Below are 22,692 nucleotides of genomic sequence, written 5' to 3' on the forward strand. Positions count from 1 at the left end.
ACATTCCCTTCTGAACCAACTGGATGACGGGTCCGTGCCCGCCGGGACAGGCGATGGCCGCGCCGGACACGCCCGACGCAGGGCCGCCGGCCCGCGTGAGGAGCGCGACACGAACGGTCGGACTCGGGGCACGTGACATGCTGCAATCGTACCAAGCAAATGTTAGGTTGGCGCTCATGGCGATCACCTCCGAACTGCGAGACGACGGCATCCGCGTCGTCACCATGGAGCACCCACCGGTCAACGCACTCACCGTCCAGGGCTGGTTCGACGTCGCCGCGGCGATGGACGAGGCCTCTCGGGACATGAGCACCAAGGTGGTCGTGCTCCGGGCCGAGGGCCGCGGCTTCAACGCCGGCGTCGACATCAAGGAGATGCAGCAGACCACCGGCTTCGAAGCCCTGATGGGTGCCAACAAGGGCTGCTTCGCGGCCTTCAAGGCGGTCTACGAGTGCTCGGTGCCCGTGATCGCGGCCGTCAACGGCTTCTGCCTCGGCGGCGGGGTCGGCCTGGTCGGCAACGCGGACTGCGTGATCGCCAGCGACGACGCATTCTTCGGCGTACCCGAGGTCAACCAGGGCGCGCTCGGTGCGGCCACCCACATGGCCCGCCTGGTCCCCCAGCACCTGATGCGCACCCTCTACTTCACCGCCCGCACCATCAAGGCGAGCGAGCTGGTGCAGCACGGCAGCGTCCTGGAGGTCGTCCCCCGCGGAGAGCTCGACGACGCCGCGCTGAAGGTGGCCGGCGAGATCGCCGCCAAGGACACCCGGGTGATCCGCGCCGCCAAGGAGGCGCTGAACGGGATCGACCCGATCGACGTGAACAAGAGCTACCGCTTCGAGCAGGGGTTCACCTTCGAGCTCAACCTGTCCGGCGTGAGCGACGAGCTGCGAGACGAGTTCGCAGGAACGGAGAAGAGCAAGAAGTGACCGAACCACGCGACAAGCAGACGACGATCGACGAGATCGTCGGCTCGCTCGAGAGCGGCATGACCATCGGCATCGGTGGCTGGGGTCCGCGGCGCAAGCCGATGGCGCTGGTCCGGGCCATCCTGCGCAGCGACCTGACCGACCTGACCCTGGTGAGCTGGGGCGGCGCCGACGTCGGCCTGCTGACCCGGGCGGGCAAGGTGAAGAAGCTGGTCTACGCCTTCGTCTCCCTCGACACGGTGCCGCTGGAGCCGAACTTCCAGAGGGCCCGCCAGGAGGGCACCATCCCCGAGGTCGTCGAGCTCGACGAGGGGATGTTCCAGACCGGTCTCCAGGCGGCCGCCCAGCGGCTGCCGTTCCTGCCGATGCGAGCCGGTCTCGGCTCCGACGTACTCGTCAACAACCCCGACATCAAGACCGTCACCAGCCCGTACGACGAGGGCCACGGGCACGAGGAGCTGGTCGCGGTCCCCGCGCTCCGGCTCGACGTCGCCCTGGTGCACCTGAACCGGGCCGACCGGCACGGCAACGCGACGTACCTGGGTCCCGACCCCTACTTCGACGACCTGTTCGCGATGGCCGCCGACAAGACGTACCTCAGTGTCGAGCAGATCGTCGACACCGCTGGGCTGACCGTCGACACCCCCGTCCAGCGGCTGCTGCTGAGCCGGATGATGGTCGACGGGGTCGTCGAGACCCCCAACGGCGCGCACTTCACCACCTGCACGCCCGACTACGAGCGCGACGAGAAGTTCCAGCGGGCCTACGCGAAGGCCGCGTCCGGCAGCGACGAGGACTGGGCGGCGTTCAGCGCCCGCTTCCTCGACGGCGACGAGGCGGCCTACCAGGCCGCCGTCCGCGACTTCCAGAAGGAGCAGGCATGAGTGCCTCGACCGCCGTGACCCGGGCCGACGTCTGCGCGGCGGCCATCGCCGACGCGTTCCGCGACGACGGCGAGATCTTCGCCAGCCCGATGGGGCTGCTGCCGATGCTGGGGGTGCGGCTGGCCAAGCTGACCAGCAACCCCGACCTGGTGATCTCCGACGGCGAGTCGCTGTTCCTCGCCGGCGTCCCGCCGCTGTTCGCGAAGTCCGACGTGGTCGAGGGCTGGATCCCGTTCCGCAAGGTCTTCGACGTCGTCGCCTACGGCAAGCGGCACGTGATGATGGGCGCCACCCAGGTCGACCGCCACGGCAACCAGAACATCTCGGCCATCGGCGACTTCGCCCGGCCCAAGCGGCAGCTGCTCGGCTCGCGCGGCGCCCCCGGCAACACGGTGAACAACCGGACGTCGTACTGGGTCCCGAAGCACTCCCCGCGCGTCTTCGTCGAGCGGGTCGACATCGTCTCCGGCGTCGGTCCCGCACGGGCGAAGCAGGCCGGCCCCGGCGCGGCCCGCTTCAACGACATCCACCGGATCGTCAGCAACCTCGCCGTCTTCGACGTCACCGGTCCCGGCGACACGATGCGGCTGCTGAGCGTGCACCCCGGCGTCACGGTCGACGAGGTCCGCGAGGCCACCGGGTTCGAGTTCGACGTACCGGCCGACGTGCCGATCACGCGTGAGCCGACCACCGAGGAGCTGACCATCATCCGCGAGGTGCTGGACCCGAAGGGTCTGCGCTTCAAGGAGGTCCCGGCCCCAGAGAACGCGTCATGATCGACCAGCTGCTCCGCACCCCCCTGACCGAGCTGGTCGGGATCCGCCACCCCGTCGTCCAGACCGGCATGGGCTGGGTCGCCGGCCCCCGTCTAGTGAGCGGTACGGCGAACGCGGGCGGCCTCGGCATCCTGGCCAGCGCCACGATGACGATCGGCGAGCTCGAGAAGGCGATCGTCGAGGTCAAGGGCCGCACCGACCAGCCGTTCGGGGTCAACCTGCGTGCCGACGCCGGTGACGCACCCGCCCGCTGCGATCTCCTGATCGAGCACGGCGTGAAGGTGGCGTCGTTCGCGCTGGCCCCGAAGCCCGAGCTCATCGCGCGGCTCAAGGAGCACGACATCGTCGTGATCCCGTCGGTCGGCGCGCCCAAGCACGCGGTCAAGGTCGCCTCCTGGGGCGCGGACGCGGTGATGATCCAGGGCGGCGAGGGCGGCGGCCACACCGGCGCGGTCCCGACCACCCTGCTGCTGCCGACCGTTCTCGATGCCGTGGACATCCCGGTGATCGCGGCCGGCGGGTTCTTCGACGGCCGTGGACTCGCCGCCGCGCTCTCGTACGGCGCCGCCGGCATCGGCATGGGCACCCGCTTCCTGCTGACCCGCGACTCCGCCGTCCCCGACGCCGTCAAGGAGCTCTACCTCTCCTACGGCCTCGACGGCACCGTGGTCACGGCCAAGGTCGACGGGATGCCGCACCGGATGCTGCGCACGAAGCTGGTCGAGGAGATCGAGGAGACCAGCGCGGTCAAGCGGCTCGGCCCGACCCTGCGCCGGACCCTGGAGTTCAAGCAGAGCAGCGGTCTGTCCTGGCTCGAGCTGGCCAAGGACGGCCGGGAGATGAAGAAGAGCCAGGGCCGCTCGATGGCGCAGATGGCGCTGGCCGCCAACACCCCGACGATGCTGAAGTCGGGCCTGGTCGACGGCGACACCGACGCGGGCGTGCTCGCCTCCGGCCAGGTCGTCGGCGTCCTCGACGACCTGCCGTCCTGCGAGGAGCTCATCGAGAGGGTCGTCACCCGGGCGGTCGAGGAGCTGCGCCGCGGGGCGACGTACCTGGTCTAGATCGAGCCCTGGAAGACGAGCTCCCGGCCCATCACCCGGTAGCCGAGCAGCTCGTTGACGTCGATCATCCGGGCATTGGACTCGGCGTTCCAGGTGTCGACGGTCTCGACCTGCGGCTCGGCCTCGGCCAGCCAGCGCAGCATCTCGGCCTTCAACAGCAGCCCGAGCCGGTGGCCTCGGTGGGCGGCGACCACCGAGGTGTCGTGCTGTTCGGCCAGCGCCGGCCGCTCGCCGTCGACCGCGACCACGGACTGACCGGCGAGCTCGGCGCTGGCGCGGTGCCGGGCCACCACCCCGGTACAGCCGGTGGCCGCGCGCGGCCTGGGCGGCGGCGTACGCCCCGATCCGCTCGGGCGGGAAGTCGCTGTCCTCGATGTCGAGGTCGTCGGTCGGGGCGTCGTTGATCGCCGCCGTCAGCACCGCCAGCGCAGGGAGCAGCTCGGGCGGGCTGGCCCCGGCCAGCCTGAGCAGCTCGTAGCCGGCGGCGTGCGGGAGGGCGTCGTCGTACGCCGCGTCGACGGCGGCCCGGTCCAGCTCGGCGAGGTGCTGGCGCCGGTTGACCTCGACCGACTTCTGCGACAGCCCGTGCCGCGTCGCGAACCCGACGGTCGCCGGGGACTCCCACCCGGCGGTGCCCAGCGACGTGCGTCCCTCGGCGCGGGCCCGGTCCCGAAGCGCCTCCAGTACGGCGCTCCCGATCCCCCGGCGACGGTGAGTCGGGTCGACCTGCGCGAACACCCAGGCGACGTGCCGGTTGTCGTACTCGCTGACGGAGTACTCGCCTGTCGCCACCGGTACGCCGTCCACTCGAGCGACGAACCCGATCGACGGCTCGCCGTCCCAGCCGTGCCGGAGCTCGCCGACGGCCTCGTGCGCGGTCAGCGGGTGCCCCCAGTGCGAATCGACCGCGCGGACGAGGTTCGAGACCGTCACGAAGTCGCCGACCGCGGCCGCCTCCCCGGGGTCCACCTGATCGAGGATCATCCGTCGAGCATGCATCCGGCGGGCGAGCGGGCGCACCTGGATATCCGGTGCGGGGCTTCGGCCGGTCCTGCTGCTCAGCCTCACCGCGGGGCGGCGTAAAGTCGCCGTATGAGCCAACAGCAGGCGCCGCGACGTCGCCGGCACCTGATGGACCCCGACAACCCGCGTCCCGCGCCGCCGCCGCCCGGCAGCAAGGCCATCGAGGGCGTGCAGAAGTGGGTCCTGTCGGTCCTCCTCGCCACCACGATCCTCCACCTCTCGGCGGGCCTGGTGGTGTCGGCCGTGTTTCTCGACGACGGCAACGACCCGGCCAAGATCGGGCTCAACCTGATCGCGGGCGCGTTCGGCATGATCGCGGTCGCCGTCGCCCTGGTGATCCACCGCAAGCCGATCGCGACGCCGTGGCTGCTGCTCGGGCTGGTGCCGACGGTCGTCGGCCTGGCCATCTGCTACGCCTGAGCCGCGTCCGGTGCCAGCGCCCGGCGCAGGGCGTCCACGAGCTCCGCGTCCATCCGCTTCACCACGGCCGCGTCCCGCACGATCGCCGACCCGTGCACCGTTCCCGGGAACGAGTGCAGCTCGACCGAGACGCCGGCCTGCAACAGCCGCATCGCGTACTCGATGCCCTCGTCGCGCAACGGGTCCAGCTCGCAGGTGACGACGTACGCCGGCGGCAGCCCGCTGAGGTCCTCGGCGCGCGCAGGAGCGGCGTACTGGTCGGCCTCCCGACCGCCGAGGTAGTACTGCCAGGACAGCACCGCCTGCGGGCGGCTCCACATCGGGGTGCCGGTGAAGGCTCGCATCGACCAGGTGTCGAGCCGGTCGTCGAGCTCCGGGATGCCGAGGGCCTGGAAGCACAGCTCCGGACCGCCCCGGTCCCGGGCGAGCAGCGCGGTCGCCGCGGCCAGTCCCCCGCCGGCGCTCTGACCGTGTACGGCGACCCGCGCGGCGTCGACGTCGTCGCGCGCCGCGAGCAGCTGCAGGGCGGCGTAGCAGTCGTCGAGCCCGGCGGGGTACGGGTGCTCGGGCGCCAGTCGGTAGTCGACGCTGGCCACCACCGCCCCGAGGGTGTGGCACAGCTCGACGGCCAGCCCGTGCTCCAGGTCGAGGTCGCCGAGGCAGAACCCGCCGCCGTGCAGGTAGAGCAGCCCGGGCAGCCGGCCGGTCGCGCCGCGCGGGCGGTAGAAGCGCACCCGCGCCGCCTCGCCGACCGGCACCTCGCTGGTCTCGACGAGCTCCTCGCCCGGCACCGGGCCCTCGGGCACGAAGCTCGCGAGCATCGCGCGGGCACCCGCGACGTCGGCCAGGGACTCGGTCAGGTCCGGCAGCAGAGCGACGATGTCCGCCAGGGCGGGATCGAGGGTCGGGAGGTCGGCGGGATCCATGGGTCTCCTCAGGTGGCTCAGGTCAGGGCGGGGACGAGATAGGTCTGCAGGTAGGCGCGCACCGACGCGCGGTCGCCGACGTCGACGGCCACGCCCGGCACCGCGACCAGCGAGATGACGACCCGCAGGATCCACTCCGCGGCACCGGCCAGGTCGAGGTCGGCGCGGACCTCGCCGGCCGACCGGGCCAGCTCCAGGTGGTGCTCCCAGAAACCCGCGAGACCCGGGACGATGTCGTCGGCGAAGGTGCCCATCACCGCCGCGAACGCCTGCGGCTCGCTCTCCCGCAGCTCCAGGGCCAGCGGACCGAGCGGCGAGCTGCGCGACATCACGACCGCCTCGGCCACCTTGGCCGCCATCCCCTCGGCGCTGCCCACCCGCTCGTGGGCCTCGGCCCAGAACGCCTCGTCGCGGCGGATCAGGGCGGCGGACAGCAGGGTCGGCTTGTCGGGGAAGTGCAGGTACAGGCCGGACCGCGACACGCCGGCCTCCTCGGCCACCCGCCCGACCGTCGTACGACGGATGCCGTCGCGGCGCAGGCAGCGCTCGGCGGCGTCGAGCAGTCGGTCCCGGGTGCTCACCGGCTCACCCCAGCACGAAGTCGTCGAGGTCGACGGTGCGGGTCCAGGCCCAGAAGTCGACGATCCGCCAGGGGCTCAGCACGTGCACCTCGCCGTCGTCGTTCGTGTAGTAGTTGTGCTCGATGTGCGGCGAGGCCCAGACCGTGGCGCGCAGCTCGGCCTGGCAGCGGTCGTACCACTCGTCGTACCGCTCCTGACGCGGCTCGAGCGAGCGCAGCCCACCGTCGGCCAGCGCGGTCAGGCACTGCACGACGTAACGGACCTCCATCTCGGAGTTGATGATCAGGCTGCCGCCGCTGGCCAGGTTGGTGCCGGGGCCGTAGAGGCAGAAGAGGTTCGGGAAGCTCGGCACGGTCATGCCCAGGTAGGCGCGCGGGCGGGTGCCCCAGTGCTCGCGCAGGTCGACGCCGTCGCGGCCGGTGATCCGGAGCGGCAGCAGGAAGTCGTTGGCGCGGAAGCCGGTCGCCCAGACCAGTACGTCGGCGCGGTGGAACCGGCCGTCGCTGTCGACGACCCCGTCGGGCTCCAGCCGGTCGACGCCGGCGCGGACCAGTTCGACGTTCTCCCGCTGCAGGGTGCGCAGCCAGCTGCCGTTGTCCTGCAGGGTCCGCTTGCCGGTGGGCGGGTAGTCGGGCAGCACCATCGCGAGCAGCTCGGGGTCGTCCGGGACCTGGCTGGTGATCCAGTCGGCGAACATCATCCGGGCCAGGTCGTTGGCCTCGCTGACCGAGCGCTCCTGCGGCTCCCACTCCGGGTCGACCCGCGCCGCGACCAGGCCGGTGTCGCAGCCGGGGTAGAAGATCAGGAAGCGGTACCAGCGCGCGTAGAACGGCAGGTGCCGCAACGCCCACCGCACCCCGGGGCCGACCTCGGCGTGGTAGTTCGGGTTCGGGAACATCCACTGCGCGCTGCGCTGGATGACGGTGAGGCTGCCGACCTGCTCCGCGATCGCCGGAGCCACCTGGAAGCCGGTCGCACCGGCGCCGATCATCACGACGTCCTTGCCGGCGAGGTCGACGTCGTGGTCCCAGCGCGCGGTGTGGAAGGAGGGTCCGTCGAAGTGCCCCGGTACGTCGGGCAGCGCGGGCCGGTTGAGCATGCCGACCGCGGAGACGACGGCGCGGGCGGTGAGCGTCTCGCCGGTGTCGAGCGCGACCGCCCAGGTGCCACTCGGCTCGTCCCAGGTCGCGCCGGTCACCTCGGTGGACCAGCGGACGTGGCGGCCCACGTCGTACTTCTCGAGGACTCGCTGGAAGTACGCCTGCAGCTCGGGCTGGCGGGCGAAGAACTCGGTCCAGTGCTCGGAGCCCTCGAAGGAGTAGCAGTAGAAGTGGTTGCCGACGTCGACCCGGGCGCCCGGGTAGGTGTTCTCCCACCAGGTCCCGCCCACACCGGGGTTCTTCTCGACGACGGTGTACGGGAAGCCGGCCTCCTGCAGGCGGATCGCGGCCAGCAGACCGGACATGCCGCAGCCGATGATCACGACCGGCAGGTCGGTGGCCGTGGCCGGGTCCTGCGGTCGGGCCGCGGCGCGGGCGTCTGCGCCGTCGAGCTCCATCTCCTCCAGCAGCATCGGGACGTACTCCGACCCGACGTCCTCGCAGGTGATCCAGTCCATCATCCGCTTGAGGAGGTCCGCGCCGACGGGCTCCGGCTCGGGGCAGCCGCGGTCGCGCCAGTCGCGGACGATCTCGACCGCTCGCGCTCGGGCGGCCGCCTGGTCCTCCGGGCTCATGAAGCCCTGCACCTCGTTGAGGAACAGCCCCTGCGGGCGCAGCGGACCGGTGAGGATCTCCTCGACCACCGCCGGGTCGTCGGTCATATGGACGCATGAGAGCAGCAGGGTCGGCACCGAGAGGTTCTCGAGCGCCGCCGCGATCGCCTCGTCGCTCGTCTCGGCGGCCGTGAACGGTACGCCGGAGTGGGGGTTCCGCATGCGGCATTGGTACACACTTGTGGGAATCTGTCTACCGCTCTAGCGTCCGGCCATGCGCACCGTCGTCATCGAAGCCCCGGGGTCCGTCACCGTCGAGACCCGTCCGGACCCCACCCTGCCCGGCCCGGACGGCGCGATCGTCCAGGTCGAGGCCACCTCCATCTGCGGGTCCGACCTGCACTTCTACGACGGCGACCTGCCGATGTACCCCGTCGCGGTGGGCCACGAGGCCATCGGCCGGATCGTCGAGGCCGGCCCCGACGTACGACGCTTCGCCGTCGGCGACCGGGTGCTGATCGCGTCGGTGGCCGGCTGCGGCGCCTGCGACCGCTGCGCGCTGGGCGACTCGGTGACCTGCGTGCAGGGCGGCAAGGTGTTCGGCGCGGGCGAGCTGGGCGGGGCGCAGAGCGACCTGGTCGCCGTGCCGGTCGCCGACTTCCAGCTGCTCGCCGTCCCGGAGGGGATGAGCGACGAGGCCGCGCTGCTGCTCACCGACAACCTGGCCACCGGCTGGGCGGGCGCGCAGCGAGCCGACTTCGCGCCGGGCGGCACGGTGGTGGTCCTCGGGCTGGGCGCGGTCGGGCAGTGCGCCGTACGCGCGTCGTACGCCCTCGGCGCGGGGCGGGTGCTGGTGGCCGACCCGGTCGCCGGGCGTCGCGATCGAGCCGTCGCCGCGGGCGGCATCGCGATCGAGGGGCCGACCGTCGAGGCCGTGCTCGAGGCGACCGGCGGGCGTGGCGCCGACGCGGTCATCGACGCCGTGGCGCTCGACGCCACGCTGGACGACGCGTTCGGTGCCGTGCGCGCCGGCGGCACCGTGTCGGTGATCGGCGTGCATGACCTGACGCCGTACCCGCTGCCGATCCTGGGCGCCCTCTTCCGCAGCATCACGCTGCGGATGACGACCGCCCCGATCCAGGGCACCTGGTCCTCGCTCGTCCCACTCATCGGGAACGGCCGGATCGACACGACCGGGCTCTTCACCCACGAGTTCGCGCTCGCCGACGCGGCCTCGGCGTACGCCGCCGTCGCCGCCCGGACCGCCGACTGCGTGAAGGTCCTGATGCGCCCCTGACGCATATCCGGACCCGTGAGGAGCCGTCGTCACCACCATCGATAGGTTCAGATCATGACCGACATCGAGGTGACCGAGACCCCGCAGATCGAGACGCCGTCCGACGCGGTCCCCGACGGCATGCTGGCCAACCCGACCCGCGTGCGGATCTGACCTTGTCCGGGCCCGTGCGGGTCTTCCGCGTCGAGGACCTCCTCGACGCGGACCCGACACCGGGCATGCACCGGCGCCGGGCCTTCGAGCTCGAGCGGCTGTGGGTCGGCCAGGTGACGACCGCACCCGGGGCCGTGTCCGGATGGCACCACCACGACGTCAACGAGTCCAGCCTGTACGTCGTCTCCGGCATCCTGCGCCTGGAGTTCGAGGGCCACGAGGGCTGGCTGGACGCCCGGCCCGGCGACTTCGTGCACGTCCCCGCTCACACGGTGCACCGCGAGAGCAACCCCGCCGACGAGCCGTCCCTCGCGGTGATCGCCCGCGCCGGCGGCGGGATCCCGACGGTCAACGTCGACCCGCCACCCGGACGCTGGGACGGGTAGCGGAACCTCAGGCCGCCGCCTGCGCGACCCGTCACTTTCTCGGCGTCTTTCGCGGTGTGTCGCCGCAGCATTGACGGCTCGACCCTCGTGACGGTCGCCCGGCCTAGCTCCTCGGCTGCGGCGTGTGGGGATGCTCCGGGTCGGCCACGAAGATCCGCTCGTAGATGTCGTAGATCAGGCCGGCCTTCTCGTTGTTGTAGACCATCGAGTCGGTGAAACCCCGCTCGCCCAGCCGGCACTTCAGGTCGGCGTACGTCGCGCGGTCGTCGGCGTGGCTCGCCAGCCAGTCGCGGAACGCCACGTGCCGCTGCGGCTCCTGGGCGCCGGGGCTCCACACGTGCAGGGTGGTCAGCGGCCGGGTCATCCGGAACACCCGGTGCTGCCACTCCGGCTCGCGCACCCGCAGCACGAAGCCGGCCGCCTCCAGTGCCGGCAGGTAGTCCGCCTCGCGCTCGGTGTCGGCCACGGTGAGGTCGACGTCGATGAAGGGCTTCGCGTGCAGTCCCGGCACCGACGTCGAGCCGACGTGCTCGATCGCCAGCACCCGCTCCCCCAGCGCCCTCCCGACCAGGCGGCGGACCTCGTCGTACGCCGCCGGCCACGCCGGATCGGGCGGCACCACCTCGACCCGTTCCGGCACGTGTGTGCGCACCCGCGCCGCCGCGACCTGCTCCTCGCTCGGGACGTCGTACGGGCGCCAGAGGGGGTGGGTGTCCATGCCCTCGAGCCTAGTTGGAGCGCGACCCGTCACTTTCTCGGCAGTTTTCGCGGTGTGTCGTCGCAGCATTGACGGCTCGGCCCTCAGTCCCGGCCCTCAGTCCGGTTCGCACGGCTGGCCGGCGAGGTGCCGCTCCAGCGCCCGTCGTACGGCGTCGACGGTCACCGCCCGATCGTGCGTCGGCACGTGCCTGCGCGTCAGTACGACGATCCCCCAGGACTCCTCGCGAGTCAGCCAACCTCGCCGGCGTCGGTCCTGCGCGCGCTGTTCGTCGCTGGTGTGCCAGTCCTCGCCGTCGTACTCGACCGCGAAGCGGAGCTGCTCGTTGGCCAGATCCAGCATCGCGAGCTCACCCCACGGCTGGCCTCCGCGTCGTACCTCCACCTGCGGGGTCAGGGCCGGCAGCCCGCCGTCATCGCAGCGCAACCGCGTCCAGGACTCCAGGAGCGACATCGCGCGGCCGTCGACGCGCGGACCCAGGTCTCGCAGCTGTACGACGCCGCGCATGCCGCGGAACCGCACCGTCTCGCGTACGACGTCTGCCGCGACGAAGCCCGCCTTCCGAGCCAGCGCGTCCATCGCGCCCAGCCCCTGGTCGCGCGAGCGCAGGCGGCCCAGGTCGCAGGCCAGTCGCAGCGGGGACAGCACTCGGACTCCGTCGACCACGATCACGTCTCGCGGCAGCAGGGTCCGCTCCCCGCCCGCGCAGCCGTCTTTGCGCACGCGGGTGTTGCCGGGCAGCTGGAAGACCGAGACGGGCGGCGCGACCACATGGGCCTGCGGCGGGTCGAGGTCGACGCCGTGCACCCAGGCCGCCGACTCGTCGCACACGACGGCCGTCTCGGGGATCACCAGCGAGACGGCGCGAGTGCGGGTCAGGGTGGAGTCCGGGACGGCGGCATCGACGTACACCCCGTCGACCACGCGGCGCAGCAGGCCCGAGCGCACCAACCGCGTAAGGACGTCACGTCCGACGCCGACGCCCGCGGCCTGCGCCGTCGTGAAAGGTACGTCGATCGGCAGCGCCGGGTGGCGATCCGGCAGGTCATGAAGGACATGCAGGTCGGGCAGCTCCATGCCCAGCATCGTCGGCAAAGTCGCGGGCCCTCGCCCGCGTCATCCACAGCCCCGGAGATCGACCCGTCAATCGTGCGGCAACACGCCGCCAAAACTGCCGAGAAAGTGACGGGTCGGCGAGGGAGCAGGTTCAGTCGGTGGTGCGGTACTTGCCCTGGAAGAACAGGAGGGGGTCGGGGGTCTCGGTGGTGGCGAGGGCGAGGACCCGACCGATGACGACGAAGTGGTCGCCGGCCTCGTGGACCGCGTGGATGGTGCAGTCGACATGGCCGAGGGTGCCGGGGAGCACCGGGGAGCCGGTGGCCTCGGCGGGGATCCAGTCGACGTCGGCGAACTTGTCGATGCCGCGACTGGCCATCGTGTTCGACAGCTCGGCCTGGCCGGCGGCCAGGAAGTTCACGCAGAACCGCCCGGAGCGCTGGATCAGCGGCCAGGCACGGGAGGTCTTGGCCGGGATGAACAGCACCAGCGGCGGGTCGAGGGAGACGCTGGAGAACGACTGACAGGTCATCCCGACCGGCTCCCCGCCACTGATCGAGGTCACGACCGTGACGCCCGAGGCGAAGCGGCCGAGCACGTCGCGGAACTGGCGCGCCGCGGCCAGCGCCGCCGGGTCCTCGGGGACCTCGACGTCCTCGCCGGGGCGCAGCTCGAAGTCGTAGCCGGCGTCACCGAGCCAGGAGCTGATCAGCTCCGGGCTGGGCCAGGTCTCGCGCGCGTCCGGGCTCATCCCGTCCGGGACGTCCGGGACGTCGGGGACGTCCGGGGTCTCTGCGCTGGCTCCCGAGCTCACCGTCTCGACCCTCGCCACTCGCTCCCGCTCCTACTGGCCGCCGCCGAAGTCGTGGCCCCAGTACGACACCGCGGTCGACTCGCGAGCGACCCAGCGGGCGTCGTCGACCATCATCCCCTCGGTGCCGAACTCGATGTCGAAGCCGCCGGGCGAGCGGACGTAGAACGACACCATCTCGTCGTTCATGTGCCGACCGAGCGTGGCCGACAGCGGTGCGCCGTGCTTGCGGACCCGCTCCAGCGCCCGGCCGACGTGGTCGAGCTTGTCGACCTCCAGCATGATGTGGACGCACTTGGCGGGGTTCGGCATCGGGAGGAACGCCAGCGAGTGGTGCCGCGGGTTGACGCCGAGGAACCGCAGCCAGATCTTCGAGCCCGGCTCCTTGCCGACGAACTCGCCGGGCATGCTCATCGAGTCGCGCAGCCGGAAGCCCAGGACGTCGGTGTAGAAGCGCAGCGCCTCCACGTCGTCGAGCACGGGCAGCACGATGTGTCCCATCCCCTGGTCGCCGGTCACGAAGGTCGCGGCGTACGGCGTGACGACCGGCCGGGACTCGTAGGTGATGCCGTGGAAGAGCTCGAAGACGTTGTCCCACGGGTCGCGGAAGCGCACCAGCTCCTGCACGCGGCGCTCGTCGAGCTCCTCGCGGGTGCCCTCCTCGAAGGCGACGCCCGCCTTCTGCAGGTGCTCGCGGGCCTCCTGCAGCGCCCGGTGGTCGGCGACCTCCCAGCCGACGCAGTCGAGCTGGTCGACGTCGGAGGGTACGACGACCAGGCGCGCCGACACCTCGTCGATGCGCCAGTACTGGTGGGCGGGGTTCGGGCCGCGGCCCTTGGCCAGCCCGAGCACCTTGCCCGCGAAGGTCTCCCACTGCGCCAGGTCGGTGCTGGCTACCCGGACGTAGCCCATGGACTTGATGTCGATCATGAGGACCTCTCGGTGTGGCGGGACAGGAACGCGGTGGCGACCTCGGCGAACTCCTCCGCGGCCTCGATCTGCGCCCAATGCCCGCAGTTCGGGAAGACGTGCAGCGACGCCTTGGGGATCAGCTTCAGCGCGACCATCGCCCCGTCGAGCGGATTGACCCGGTCCTCGCGGCCCCAGGTGAGCAGGGTGTGCTTGCGCAGCCGGTGCGCCTCACGCCAGAGCATCCCGTCCTCGGCGGTCTCGGGGTTCCAGAACGACATGCCCATCGAGCGCATCGCCTCCTGGGCGCCCGGCGCGGTCGCGTCGGCGAACCGCTCCTCGACCAGCTCGTCGGTCACCAGCGCCTGGTTGACGACCATCGTGGAGATGAACGCCCGCAGCGCCTCGCGGGTCGGGTTGGCGCCGAAGTCCATCAACCGCTGCACACCCTCGGTCGGGTCCGCGTGGAAGAGGTTGAGCGAGAGCCCGCCCGGCCCCATCAGGACCAGCCGGCCGACCCGGTCGGGATAGGTGAGCGCGAGCCGCATGGCCGTGCCGCCGCCGAGGCTGTTGCCGAGCAGGTGCACCCGCTCGATCCCGAGCTCGTCGAGCAGCGCGACGACGTGGTCGGCGGCGTGCCGGTAGAAGTTGCCGGCCACCGGCGGCTTCTCGGACCCACCGAAGCCCGGCTGGTCGACCAGCAGGGTGCGGAAGTGACCCGCGAAGTGCGGCAGCGCCCGGCCGAAGTTGGACCAGGCCGACGCGCCGGGACCGCCGCCGTGCAGCATCACCAGCGGCAGTCCGCCACCGGTGGCGCCGGGCTCCCCGGCCTCGTAGTAGTTGAGCGTGATGTCGCGGGCCTTGGCCGAGCGGCGCACGGACTCCTGGGACAGGTCCACGTCAGTACATCCCCGGGTCGACCTTGTGCCCGAACTCGTGCGCGCCGTACATCTGCAGGGCCCGCTCGGGGTCGTTGGCCGCGTGCACCCGGCCCGCGTGGGCGTCGCGCCAGGCCCGCTGGAGGTAGGTGCCGGTGGCCAGCGCGCGACCGCCCGAGGCCTCGAACAGCACGTCGATCGCGTCGAGCGCCCGCTGCGAGCCGAGGACCTGGTCGCGCCGGACCTTCAGCCGCACGCCGAGCGGGATCTTCTCGCCGCGGGCGACGTGGTCCATCTCCTCGCGGATGTTGTTGATCAGCAGCGCCCAGGCCGCGTCGATGTCGGAGGAGGCACGGGCGATCCGGACGGCCGCGAACGGGTCGAGCGAGGCCTTCTCCCCCAGGTACGCCGCGCGGGTGCGCTGCTGCTGCATGGCGACGTGCTCGGCGTACGCGCCCCGGGCCATGCCGATGATCGGGGTGGTGATGGTGCCGGTGAAGATCGAGTGGAACGGCAGCTTGTAGAGGTCGGAGGTGTTCTGCTCCTGGCCCGGGCCGCGGCACTGGCCGGTCTCGCTCATCGACAACGTGAACGCCTCGGGGATGAACACCTCGTCGACCACGATGTCGTTGGAGCCGGTGCCGGCGAGGCCGACCGTGTGCCACACGTCGAGGATCGTGTACTTCTCACGCGGCACCATGAAGGTCTTGAAGTCGACGACCTGACCCTCGGCGTTGAAGACCAGACCGCCGAGCAGCACCCACTGGCAGTGGTCGCAGCCCGAGGAGAAGCTCCACTTGCCCGAGAGGGTGTAGCCGCCGTCGGCCACCGTCGCCTTGCCGGTCGGGGCGTACGACGAGCTCAGCCGGGTCGACGTGTCCTCGCCCCACACCGCCTGCTGCGCCTCGTCCGCGAACAGCGCCACCTGCCAGGGGTGCACGCCGACGACGCTGGAGACCCAGCCCGTCGAGCCGCACGCCGAGGCGATGTCGCGCACCGCGGAGTAGAAGGTGACCGGGTCGGCCTCGAAGCCGTCGAACCGCTTCGGCTGAAGCAGCCGGAAGAAGCCGGTGTCCTCGAGCTCCTTGATCGACGCCTCCGGAACCACGCGGAGACGCTCGGCCTCGTCAGCGCGCTCCCGGAAGATGGGCAGCAGGTCACGGACGCCGTCGAGAACAGCCTGGGGCATGGACTTCTCCTGTCGTGGTCGGACAGGAGGAATACTAGAACACGTTCTCGTTTTGGTGAAGCCGGGCGCCTTCGCGTGCCGCCGCGTCCACCCGATCGCGGTGGGCGGACCAGTCGTAGCCGCCCTCCGGCAGGTTGGTGGCATCCGCGCGCAGCCCGGCCGCCCCGTCGACCAGCTCACGCACGATGTCGGCGTGCCCCGCATGCCGAGCGGTCTCGGCGATCAGGTGCACGAGGATCTGGTGCAGCGTGACGACCCGGCGCTCCGGCGGCCACCACGGGACCTCGCCGGTGTCGTCGAGGTCGAGCGCGGCGATCGTCTCCGCACCGTGCGCCCAGGCCCGGCGGTACAGCCCGACCACATCCTCGCGCGAGACCTCCGGGGCGACCCAGAGGTCGTCGTTGTGGTCGGCGTCCTCGCTGTCCCACGGCAGCCGCTCCCCGTGCGGACGGGCGAAGGTGTCGCCGAGGTAGCCGAGCTCCACGCTCGCCAGGTGCTGGACCAGGCCGAGCACGCTGGTGCCGGTCGGGGTGAGCGGGCGGCGGGCGTCGTACTCCGTGAGGCCGTCGAGCTTCCAGAGCACGGCCTCGCGGGCGGACTGCAGGTAGCGGACCAGGGTGTCCTTGGGTGCGGGAGTCATGCGACCCACCCTGGCACCGTCCGGGGACAGTCCCCCGAGACGTAGCCGGGATCGACTCAGGCGCCGAGCGCCTCGCGCACCCGACACGCAGCGGCCCGGGTCAGCGGACCGAGTCGGTCGGCGCGGCCGGCGGGCACCACGAGCTCCAGCGCCGCGCCGGCGGCGACGGGCGAAGCGATGGCGACCAGGCCGCCACCGATGTCCCGGCACACCAGCTGGGTACGACGGGCGCGGTGCAGGTCGGCGTACAGCTGGGCGAGGTCGGCACCGCTCACCCGGCCGTCGACCTCCTCGGGGGTCAGCGTCGCGAGGGCGGCCCGGCCCAGAGCGGAGCGCTCGGCCCGCCGGCGGGTGCCGACCCGGCCGGCTCCGTCGCCGCGGCCGTCGACGAGCACCACGTCCGCGCCGTCGAGCCGCCCGAGGTGCACGGCTCCCCCACAGCTGGCCAGCCGGGCGAGCTCCGGCGCCGCGACCTGCTGCAGGTCGGCCCGGACCTGGCCCGGCCGGCCCCAGGTCCGGCCGCGACGGCCGAGGACGTAGCCGCCGTCGGTGTGGGAGAGCCAGTCCAGGCCCACCAGCTGGTCGAGGATCCGGTGTGCGGTCGACCGCGGCAGCCCGGTCTGCAGGGCGACCTGACCCAGGGTGAGGCGCCGCTCGGGCTCCTCGAACGCATCCAGGATGAGCGTCGCGCGGCCCAGCATCGTCGGCAACATCTCGTGGGGTACCGCGGTCATACGACTCTCCTCAGCACCAGTCACAAAACTGGAACGCATTCTAGTTTTGGGCACAGTAGCGCCCCGGCGACCGGGAAACCAGGGAATCGCACGACCTGGGCCCGAAGCGTTGCTCAGCGGTTCGCCGCGACCTTGTCCTGCTCCGCCTTGAGCATCAGCGCGATGTCGACGAGCTGGTCCTCCTGGCCGCCGATCAGCTTGCGGCGACCGGCCTCCAGCAGGATCTTCGCGCCGGAGACGCCGTACCGCTCGGCGGCGTTGCCGGCGTGCTTGAGGAACGAGGAGTAGACGCCGGCGTAGCCCATCATCAGCGTCATCCGGTCGAGCTGACACTCCTCGGGCATCGCCGGCTTGATGACGTCCTCGGAGGCGTCGACGATGGTGAGGAAGTCGATGCCGGTCTTCCAGCCGAGCTTGTCGCACACCCCGACGAACGCCTCGAGCGGCGTGTTGCCGGCGCCGGCACCGAACCGGCGCACCGACCCGTCGATCTGAGTGGCGCCCGCGCGGGCCGCGATGACGGTGTTCGAGACGCCGAGACCGAGGTTCTCGTGGCCGTGGAAGCCGACGGTCGCCTCGTGGCCGATCTCGGCCACCACCGCGGCGACCCGGTCGGCGGTCTGCTCCATGACGAGCGCGCCGGCGGAGTCGACGACGTAGACGCACTGGTTCCCGGCCTCGACCATGATCCGCGCCTGCTTGGCCAGCACCTCCGGGGGCTGGGTGTGGCTCATCATCAGGAAGCCGACGGTCTCCAGCCCGAGCTCGCGGGCCAGCCCGAAGTGCTGGATCGAGGTGTCGGCCTCGGTGCAGTGCGTGGCGATCCGGCAGATCTGCCCGCCGTTGTCCTGCGCGGCGCGGATGTCGTCCTTGGTGCCGACGCCGGGCAGCATCAGGAACGCGATCTTGGCCCGCTTCGCGGTCTCGGCCGCGATCCGGATCAGCTCCTGCTCGGGCGTGCGCGAGAAGCCGTAGTTGAACGACGAGCCCCCGAGCCCGTCGCCGTGGGTGACCTCGATGACCGGCACGCCCGAGTCGTCCAGGGCCTCGACGATGTCGTGCACCTCCTGCGCGGTGAACTGGTGCCGCTTGTGGTGCGACCCGTCGCGCAGGCAGGTGTCGGTCAGGCGGAGGTCCAGGCCACTGCCCGGGTCGGTGTCGGTCCAGGTCCGGTTGAGCGTGTTGAGGTCGTTCACAGCAGGCTCCTTGCGATGTTCTGGCCGACCTGCGTGGCCGCGGCGGTCATGATGTCGAGGTTGCCGGCGTACGGCGGCAGGTAGTCGCCGGCGCCCTCCACCTCGACGAAGACGGAGACCTTCAGCTGCCCCTGGGTCGCGGGCGAGGGCTCGTCGAGCTGCGGCTCCTGGAGCAGCCGGTAGCCCGGGACGTACTCCTGGACCGCCTTCTCCATGGCGAAGACCGACTGCACGATCGCGTCGCGGTCGGCGTCGGGCGACACCGCGCAGTAGATCGTGTCGCGCATGATCATCGGCGGCTCGGCCGGGTTCAGGATGATGATCGCCTTGCCCCGCTCGGCTCCGCCGATGCTCTGCACCCCGGCGGCGGTGGTGCGGGTGAACTCGTCGATGTTGGCGCGGGTGCCGGGCCCGGCCGACATGCTCGAGACCGACGCCACGATCTCGGCGTACGACACCCCGCCGTACGACGCGACCGCGCGCGAGACCGCCGCGACCATCGGGATCGTGGCCTGGCCGCCGCAGGTGATCATGTTGACGTTCATCGCGGCGACGTGCTCCTGGCCGTTGACCGGCGGGATCACCGCCGGGCCGACCGCGGCCGGGGTCAGGTCGACCGCGCGGATGCCCGCCTCCTCGTAGCGCGGGGCGTACTCCCGGTGCACGTACGCCGAGGTCGCCTCGAAGATCAGGTCGGGCAGCTGGTCCTGCTTCAGCAGCCAGTCGACCCCCTCGTGCGTCGCCTCCAGCCCCTGGGCCGCGGCGAGCTTGAGCCCCTCGCTCGACGGGTCGACGCCGATCATCCAGCGTGGCTCGATCACGTCGCTGCGCAACAGCTTGAACATCAGGTCGGTGCCGATGTTGCCGGGCCCCACGATCGCAGCGGTCAGCTTCTGGCTCACGCCTACTCCTCGAACTCGACAGTCAGCGGCTCGAATCCGCTGATCGACGCCGACACCCGGTCTCCCGGTGCGAACGGCACGAATGGGCCCAGGGCCCCGGACAGGATCAGGTGGCCGGCGCGCAGCGGGTCACCGAAGCGCTGGGCCTGTACGGCGAGCCAGCGCAGCGCCTCGAGCGGGTCGCCGAGGCAGGCGGCGCCGGTGCCCGACGAGCGCTCCTCGCCGTTGATGGTCAGCGACATCGTGACGTCGCGCGGCACCAGGTCGTCGAGGCCGCGGCCGTCGCGGCCCACGACGAACAGCCCGCTGGAGGCGTTGTCGGCGACGGTGTCGGTGAACTCGATGTCCCAGTCGGCGATCCGCGAGTCGACGATCTCGAGCGCCGGCAGGGCCACCTCGACGGCGTCCCGCACGACCTCGAGGGTGATCTCGGCTCCGTCGGGTGGGTCGATGTCCCGGCCGAGGACGAAGGCGACCTCGGCCTCGACCCGGGGCTGCACCAGGGTGCGCATCGAGATCGGGCCGCCACCGGCGGCGCCGTCGCTCACATCCATGTCGCTGAGCAGGTAGCCGAAGTCGGGCTGGTCGACCCCGAGCTGGCGCTGCACGGCCTCGGAGGTGGCGCCGATCTTGCGCCCCACCACCGAGACTCCCCCCGCGAGCCGCGCCCGGACCAGACCCTGCTGCACGGCGTACGCCGCCGGGAGGTCGTCGGTGCCGATCAGGTCGCGCACGGGGGCGCACGGCACCCGGGTCGCCTGGGCCTGGGCGATCCGCGCGACGGCGGCCTCGACGACGTCCTGATCGGTCACGGGTCAACAGTAGAACCTGTTACAGTTCCGCGCCATGACGGGTAGTACGACAGCGCCTTCGACAGGGGTCCTTCCCACCGAGGTGGACGTGGTGGTGGTCGGGGCCGGCGGGGCCGGGATGACCGCCGCGCTCGCCGCGCGCAAGCAGGGGCTGGAGACCGTCCTCGTCGAGAAGAGCGCCTACTTCGGCGGCTCGACCGCGCGCAGCGGCGGCGGCGTCTGGCTGCCGGGCAACTACGCGTTGAAGGCCGCCGGCCAGACCGACGACCTCGCCCGCTCCAAGCAGTACCTCGACGCCATCGTCGGCGACGTCGTCCCGAAGGTCCGCCGTGACACCTACGTCGAGCGCGGCGCCGAGGTCCTCGACTTCGTCCGGGAGCACACCCCGCTGCGCTTCACCTGGGTGCCGCAGTACGCCGACTACCACCCCGAGCAGCCCGGCGGGCGCCCGGAGGGACGCAGCTGCGAGCCGATCCCGCTGGACGCGCGCTTCCTCGGCGAGGAGCTGGAGCGACTGCACCCGCAGTACACCAAGGCACCGGCCAACATGATCGTGACGCAGGCCGACTTCCGGAAGATCAGCCTCGGGATGCGCACCATCCGCGGCCCGATCACGATGGTCAAGGTGGCGATCAAGCGGATCATCAGCGGGCTGCTGGGTCGCAAGATGTTCGCGATGGGCAACGCCATCGCGATCGGCCTGCGCAAGGGCCTGATCGACGCGGGCGTCCCGGTCCACTACGAGACCGAGCTGACCGATCTGCTGATCGAGGACGGCCGGGTCACCGGCGTCGTCGTACGACGGGGCCCCGACGGCGCCGAGACCGAGACCATCCGCGCCCGCCGCGGCGTGATCCTGGGCAGCGGCGGCTTCGAGCGCAACCTGGAGATGCGCGAGAAGTACCAGCCGCAGCCGACCTCGGTCGACTGGACGACCGGCTCCGAGTTCAACACCGGCGGCGGCATCCTGGCCGGCATCGCGGCGGGCGCCGAGACCGACCTGCTCGACGACGCCTGGTGGGGCCCGACCATCCCGCTCCCCAACGGCCCGTGGTTCTGCCTCGCCGAGCGCAACCTGCCCGGCTCGATCATCGTCAACCAGGCGGGCGAGCGGTTCATGAACGAGGCGCTGCCGTACGTCGAGGCCGTGCACGCGATCTACGACGGCGAGGCGACCGGCGTCGGGCACGTGCCGGCCTGGATGATCATCGACCAGCGCTACCGCAACCGCTACGTCTTCGCCGGCCTGATGCCGCGCCAGCCCTTCCCGGGCCGGTGGTTGAAGAGCGGCGCCGTGGTGAAGGCCGACTCGCTGGCCGACCTGGCCGCGGAGATCGGCGTACCCGCCGAGTCGCTCGGCGCGACCGTCGACCGTTTCAACGGCTTCGCGCGCACCGGTGTCGACCAGGACTTCCACCGCGGCGAGAGCGCCTACGACAAGTACTACTCCGACCCCACGGTCAAGCCGAACCCGTCCCTGCACACCATCGACGAGGGCCCGTTCTACGCCGTCAAGATCGTGCCCGGCGACCTCGGCACCAAGGGCGGCCTGGTCACCGACGAGCGCGCCCGCGTGGTGCGGCCCGACGGCTCGGTGATCCCCGGGCTGTACGCCGCCGGCAACGTCTCCTCCGCCGTCATGGGGCACACCTACGCAGGACCCGGCGCCACCATCGGGCCGGCGATGGCCTTCGGCTATCTCGCGGCGGAGGACATCGCCCGGACGGCCGGGACGTCCTCGTCGCCGAAGAGCGCCTGATGCCCATCGACCCGACCGTCGCCATCGGCGCCGACACCGGCAGCCAGGAGTTCTCCTGGTCCGAGAGCGACGTGTTGCTCTACCACCTCGTCATCGGCGCGACCGACCTCTCCTACACCCTCGAGGGTCCGGCCCTGCAGGTGCTGCCGTCCTTCGGCGTCGTCGCCCCGACATTCCACATGAGCGACCCGCCGCCGCTGGACCTCCCCGGCTGCGACATCAACCTGGCCCAGATCGTGCACGGCTCGCAGTCGATCAGCGTGACCGGCCCGCTGCCCACCTCGGGCACCGCCACGGTCTCGACCCGGATCAGCGACATCTGGGACAAGGGCAAGGCCGCCGTGATCTGGCAGGAGGGCGTCGCCGTCTCGCCGTCCGGCCAGGAGCTGTGGACCACCCGCTCGTCGATGTTCGTCAAGGGCGAGGGCGGCTGGGGCGGCGACCGCGGCACGGCCACGCCGGTGGTGCCGCCCGAGCGCGCGCCCGACACCGACACGTCGTACGACGTGCTGCCGCAGCAGGCGCTGCTCTACCGGCTGTGCGGCGACCGCAACCCGCTGCACGCCGACCCGGACTTCGCGAAGGCCGCCGGCTTCCCGGCGCCGATCCTGCACGGCCTGTGCACCTACGGCATCGTGCTGCGGACCCTGACCGAGCAGCTGCTCGGCGGTGACGCGTCCACCGTCGCCGGCTTCGGGGTGAAGTTCGCGGGCGTGCTGTTCCCGGGCGAGACGATCCGGGTGCGGGGCTGGCGCGAGGACGGCCGGATCATCGGCTCGGCCACGGTCGCGGGCGGCGAGCGCGACGGCGCGCCGGTGCTCGGCGACGTCGTACTGACGACCGCCTGAGCGACCCCCGGACCGGTCGAGTCCGCCTCCCTGACCGTTGAGTCCGGCATTCCCGGCACGCGAGTTCCGGACTCAATCGTCAGG

General features: G+C 71.7%; 24 protein-coding genes. 9 read left to right on the forward strand and 15 right to left on the reverse strand.

The features are described 5' to 3' along the window. The first annotated feature begins 176 nt into the window (after window positions 1-176). Genes MUB56_RS17940 through MUB56_RS17955 form a run of 4 tightly spaced genes read left to right on the forward strand, consistent with a single transcriptional unit; the run spans window position 177 to window position 3,656 of the window. Window positions 177-932, forward strand: coding sequence for an enoyl-CoA hydratase family protein (locus tag MUB56_RS17940; protein ID WP_244928374.1), 756 nt, complete (start codon window positions 177-179; stop codon window positions 930-932). After that, window positions 929-1,816 (forward strand): CoA-transferase, encoded by an 888-nt coding sequence (locus MUB56_RS17945; RefSeq protein ID WP_244928375.1) that lies wholly within the window; start codon window positions 929-931, stop codon window positions 1,814-1,816. Before MUB56_RS17940 ends, MUB56_RS17945 begins: the two co-directional genes overlap by 4 nt. Continuing rightward, entirely contained in the window at window positions 1,813-2,592 is a 780-nt protein-coding gene (locus tag MUB56_RS17950; protein ID WP_244928376.1) for a CoA-transferase, read from the forward strand. The genes MUB56_RS17945 and MUB56_RS17950 overlap by 4 nt, the downstream gene beginning before the upstream one ends. Continuing rightward, complete coding sequence (locus MUB56_RS17955; RefSeq protein ID WP_244928377.1) at window positions 2,589-3,656, forward strand: nitronate monooxygenase; 1,068 nt, start codon at window positions 2,589-2,591, stop codon at window positions 3,654-3,656. The genes MUB56_RS17950 and MUB56_RS17955 overlap by 4 nt, the downstream gene beginning before the upstream one ends. Here the strand turns inward: MUB56_RS17955 and MUB56_RS17960 are convergent. Beyond that, window positions 3,653-3,946, reverse strand: a complete 294-nt coding sequence (locus MUB56_RS17960; RefSeq protein ID WP_244928378.1) for a hypothetical protein — start codon at window positions 3,944-3,946, stop codon at window positions 3,653-3,655. The genes MUB56_RS17955 and MUB56_RS17960 overlap by 4 nt on opposite strands. 802 nt (window positions 3,947-4,748) lie before the next feature. Between MUB56_RS17960 and MUB56_RS17965 the strand changes: the two genes are divergently transcribed. Then, a complete protein-coding gene (locus tag MUB56_RS17965) occupies window positions 4,749-5,099 on the forward strand; it encodes a hypothetical protein (RefSeq protein WP_244928379.1) in 351 nt (116 codons plus the stop codon). Here the strand turns inward: MUB56_RS17965 and MUB56_RS17970 are convergent. The 3 genes from MUB56_RS17970 to MUB56_RS17980 are packed head-to-tail and all read right to left on the reverse strand — an operon-like array spanning window position 5,090 to window position 8,542. Then, complete coding sequence (locus MUB56_RS17970) at window positions 5,090-6,025, reverse strand: alpha/beta hydrolase (protein WP_244928380.1); 936 nt, start codon at window positions 6,023-6,025, stop codon at window positions 5,090-5,092. The two genes, MUB56_RS17965 and MUB56_RS17970, sit on opposite strands and share 10 nt — an antisense overlap. Window positions 6,026-6,042: 17 nt before the next feature. Continuing rightward, complete coding sequence (locus MUB56_RS17975; protein WP_244928381.1) at window positions 6,043-6,606, reverse strand: TetR/AcrR family transcriptional regulator; 564 nt, start codon at window positions 6,604-6,606, stop codon at window positions 6,043-6,045. Between the two features lie 4 nt (window positions 6,607-6,610). Next, on the reverse strand, window positions 6,611-8,542 hold the full coding sequence (locus MUB56_RS17980) for an NAD(P)/FAD-dependent oxidoreductase (protein ID WP_244928382.1): 1,932 nt from the start codon (window positions 8,540-8,542) through the stop codon (window positions 6,611-6,613). 52 nt (window positions 8,543-8,594) lie between these two features. Between MUB56_RS17980 and MUB56_RS17985 the strand changes: the two genes are divergently transcribed. Next, window positions 8,595-9,617 (forward strand): alcohol dehydrogenase catalytic domain-containing protein, encoded by a 1,023-nt coding sequence (locus tag MUB56_RS17985; protein WP_244928383.1) that lies wholly within the window; start codon window positions 8,595-8,597, stop codon window positions 9,615-9,617. 155 nt (window positions 9,618-9,772) lie between these two features. Continuing rightward, entirely contained in the window at window positions 9,773-10,156 is a 384-nt protein-coding gene (locus tag MUB56_RS17990) for a cupin domain-containing protein (protein ID WP_244928384.1), read from the forward strand. 103 nt (window positions 10,157-10,259) lie between these two features. Here the strand turns inward: MUB56_RS17990 and MUB56_RS17995 are convergent, their stop codons facing one another. The 11 genes from MUB56_RS17995 to MUB56_RS18045 form a co-directional block, all read right to left on the reverse strand. Further along, the gene (locus MUB56_RS17995; protein ID WP_244928385.1) at window positions 10,260-10,874 is read right to left on the reverse strand and encodes a GrpB family protein; all 615 of its coding nucleotides are present in this window, start codon (window positions 10,872-10,874) and stop codon (window positions 10,260-10,262) included. A gap of 96 nt (window positions 10,875-10,970) precedes the next feature. Beyond that, entirely contained in the window at window positions 10,971-11,951 is a 981-nt protein-coding gene (locus tag MUB56_RS18000) for a type IV toxin-antitoxin system AbiEi family antitoxin domain-containing protein (RefSeq protein WP_244928386.1), read from the reverse strand. Window positions 11,952-12,081: 130 nt separating this feature from the next. Further along, window positions 12,082-12,744 (reverse strand): flavin reductase family protein, encoded by a 663-nt coding sequence (locus MUB56_RS18005; protein WP_244928387.1) that lies wholly within the window; start codon window positions 12,742-12,744, stop codon window positions 12,082-12,084. Window positions 12,745-12,774: 30 nt separating this feature from the next. Continuing rightward, complete coding sequence (gene hsaC / locus MUB56_RS18010) at window positions 12,775-13,671, reverse strand: iron-dependent extradiol dioxygenase HsaC (RefSeq protein ID WP_244928388.1); 897 nt, start codon at window positions 13,669-13,671, stop codon at window positions 12,775-12,777. Continuing rightward, window positions 13,668-14,549 carry a 4,5:9,10-diseco-3-hydroxy-5,9,17-trioxoandrosta-1(10),2-diene-4-oate hydrolase gene (hsaD, locus tag MUB56_RS18015; RefSeq protein WP_244928389.1) on the reverse strand — a complete coding sequence of 294 codons (882 nt, stop codon included), beginning with the start codon at window positions 14,547-14,549 and terminating at the stop codon, window positions 13,668-13,670. The genes hsaC and hsaD overlap by 4 nt, the downstream gene beginning before the upstream one ends. Before the next feature lies 1 nt (window position 14,550). Further along, window positions 14,551-15,717 carry a 3-hydroxy-9,10-secoandrosta-1,3,5(10)-triene-9,17-dione monooxygenase oxygenase subunit gene (gene hsaA / locus MUB56_RS18020; RefSeq protein WP_244928390.1) on the reverse strand — a complete coding sequence of 389 codons (1,167 nt, stop codon included), beginning with the start codon at window positions 15,715-15,717 and terminating at the stop codon, window positions 14,551-14,553. A gap of 34 nt (window positions 15,718-15,751) precedes the next feature. Further along, window positions 15,752-16,357, reverse strand: a complete 606-nt coding sequence (locus MUB56_RS18025; RefSeq protein ID WP_244928391.1) for a DinB family protein — start codon at window positions 16,355-16,357, stop codon at window positions 15,752-15,754. Between the two features lie 56 nt (window positions 16,358-16,413). Then, a complete protein-coding gene (locus MUB56_RS18030) occupies window positions 16,414-17,091 on the reverse strand; it encodes a helix-turn-helix domain-containing protein (RefSeq protein WP_244928392.1) in 678 nt (225 codons plus the stop codon). 113 nt (window positions 17,092-17,204) lie between these two features. Beyond that, the gene (dmpG, locus tag MUB56_RS18035; RefSeq protein WP_244928393.1) at window positions 17,205-18,287 is read right to left on the reverse strand and encodes a 4-hydroxy-2-oxovalerate aldolase; all 1,083 of its coding nucleotides are present in this window, start codon (window positions 18,285-18,287) and stop codon (window positions 17,205-17,207) included. After that, on the reverse strand, window positions 18,284-19,189 hold the full coding sequence (locus MUB56_RS18040) for an acetaldehyde dehydrogenase (acetylating) (RefSeq protein WP_280637306.1): 906 nt from the start codon (window positions 19,187-19,189) through the stop codon (window positions 18,284-18,286). Before MUB56_RS18040 ends, dmpG begins: the two co-directional genes overlap by 4 nt. Window positions 19,190-19,191: 2 nt before the next feature. Continuing rightward, the gene (locus MUB56_RS18045; RefSeq protein ID WP_244928394.1) at window positions 19,192-20,001 is read right to left on the reverse strand and encodes a fumarylacetoacetate hydrolase family protein; all 810 of its coding nucleotides are present in this window, start codon (window positions 19,999-20,001) and stop codon (window positions 19,192-19,194) included. A gap of 34 nt (window positions 20,002-20,035) precedes the next feature. On the opposite strand from MUB56_RS18045, the gene kstD reads away from it, so the two are divergent. Both kstD and MUB56_RS18055 read left to right on the forward strand, forming a co-directional pair. Further along, window positions 20,036-21,760 (forward strand): 3-oxosteroid 1-dehydrogenase, encoded by a 1,725-nt coding sequence (gene kstD / locus MUB56_RS18050; RefSeq protein WP_244928395.1) that lies wholly within the window; start codon window positions 20,036-20,038, stop codon window positions 21,758-21,760. Then, window positions 21,760-22,608 carry a MaoC family dehydratase gene (locus tag MUB56_RS18055; protein ID WP_244928396.1) on the forward strand — a complete coding sequence of 283 codons (849 nt, stop codon included), beginning with the start codon at window positions 21,760-21,762 and terminating at the stop codon, window positions 22,606-22,608. The genes kstD and MUB56_RS18055 overlap by 1 nt, the downstream gene beginning before the upstream one ends. Window positions 22,609-22,692: the final 84 nt, after the last annotated feature.

This window comes from Nocardioides sp. W7 (genome assembly GCF_022919075.1).
Taxonomy (GTDB): domain Bacteria; phylum Actinomycetota; class Actinomycetes; order Propionibacteriales; family Nocardioidaceae; genus Nocardioides.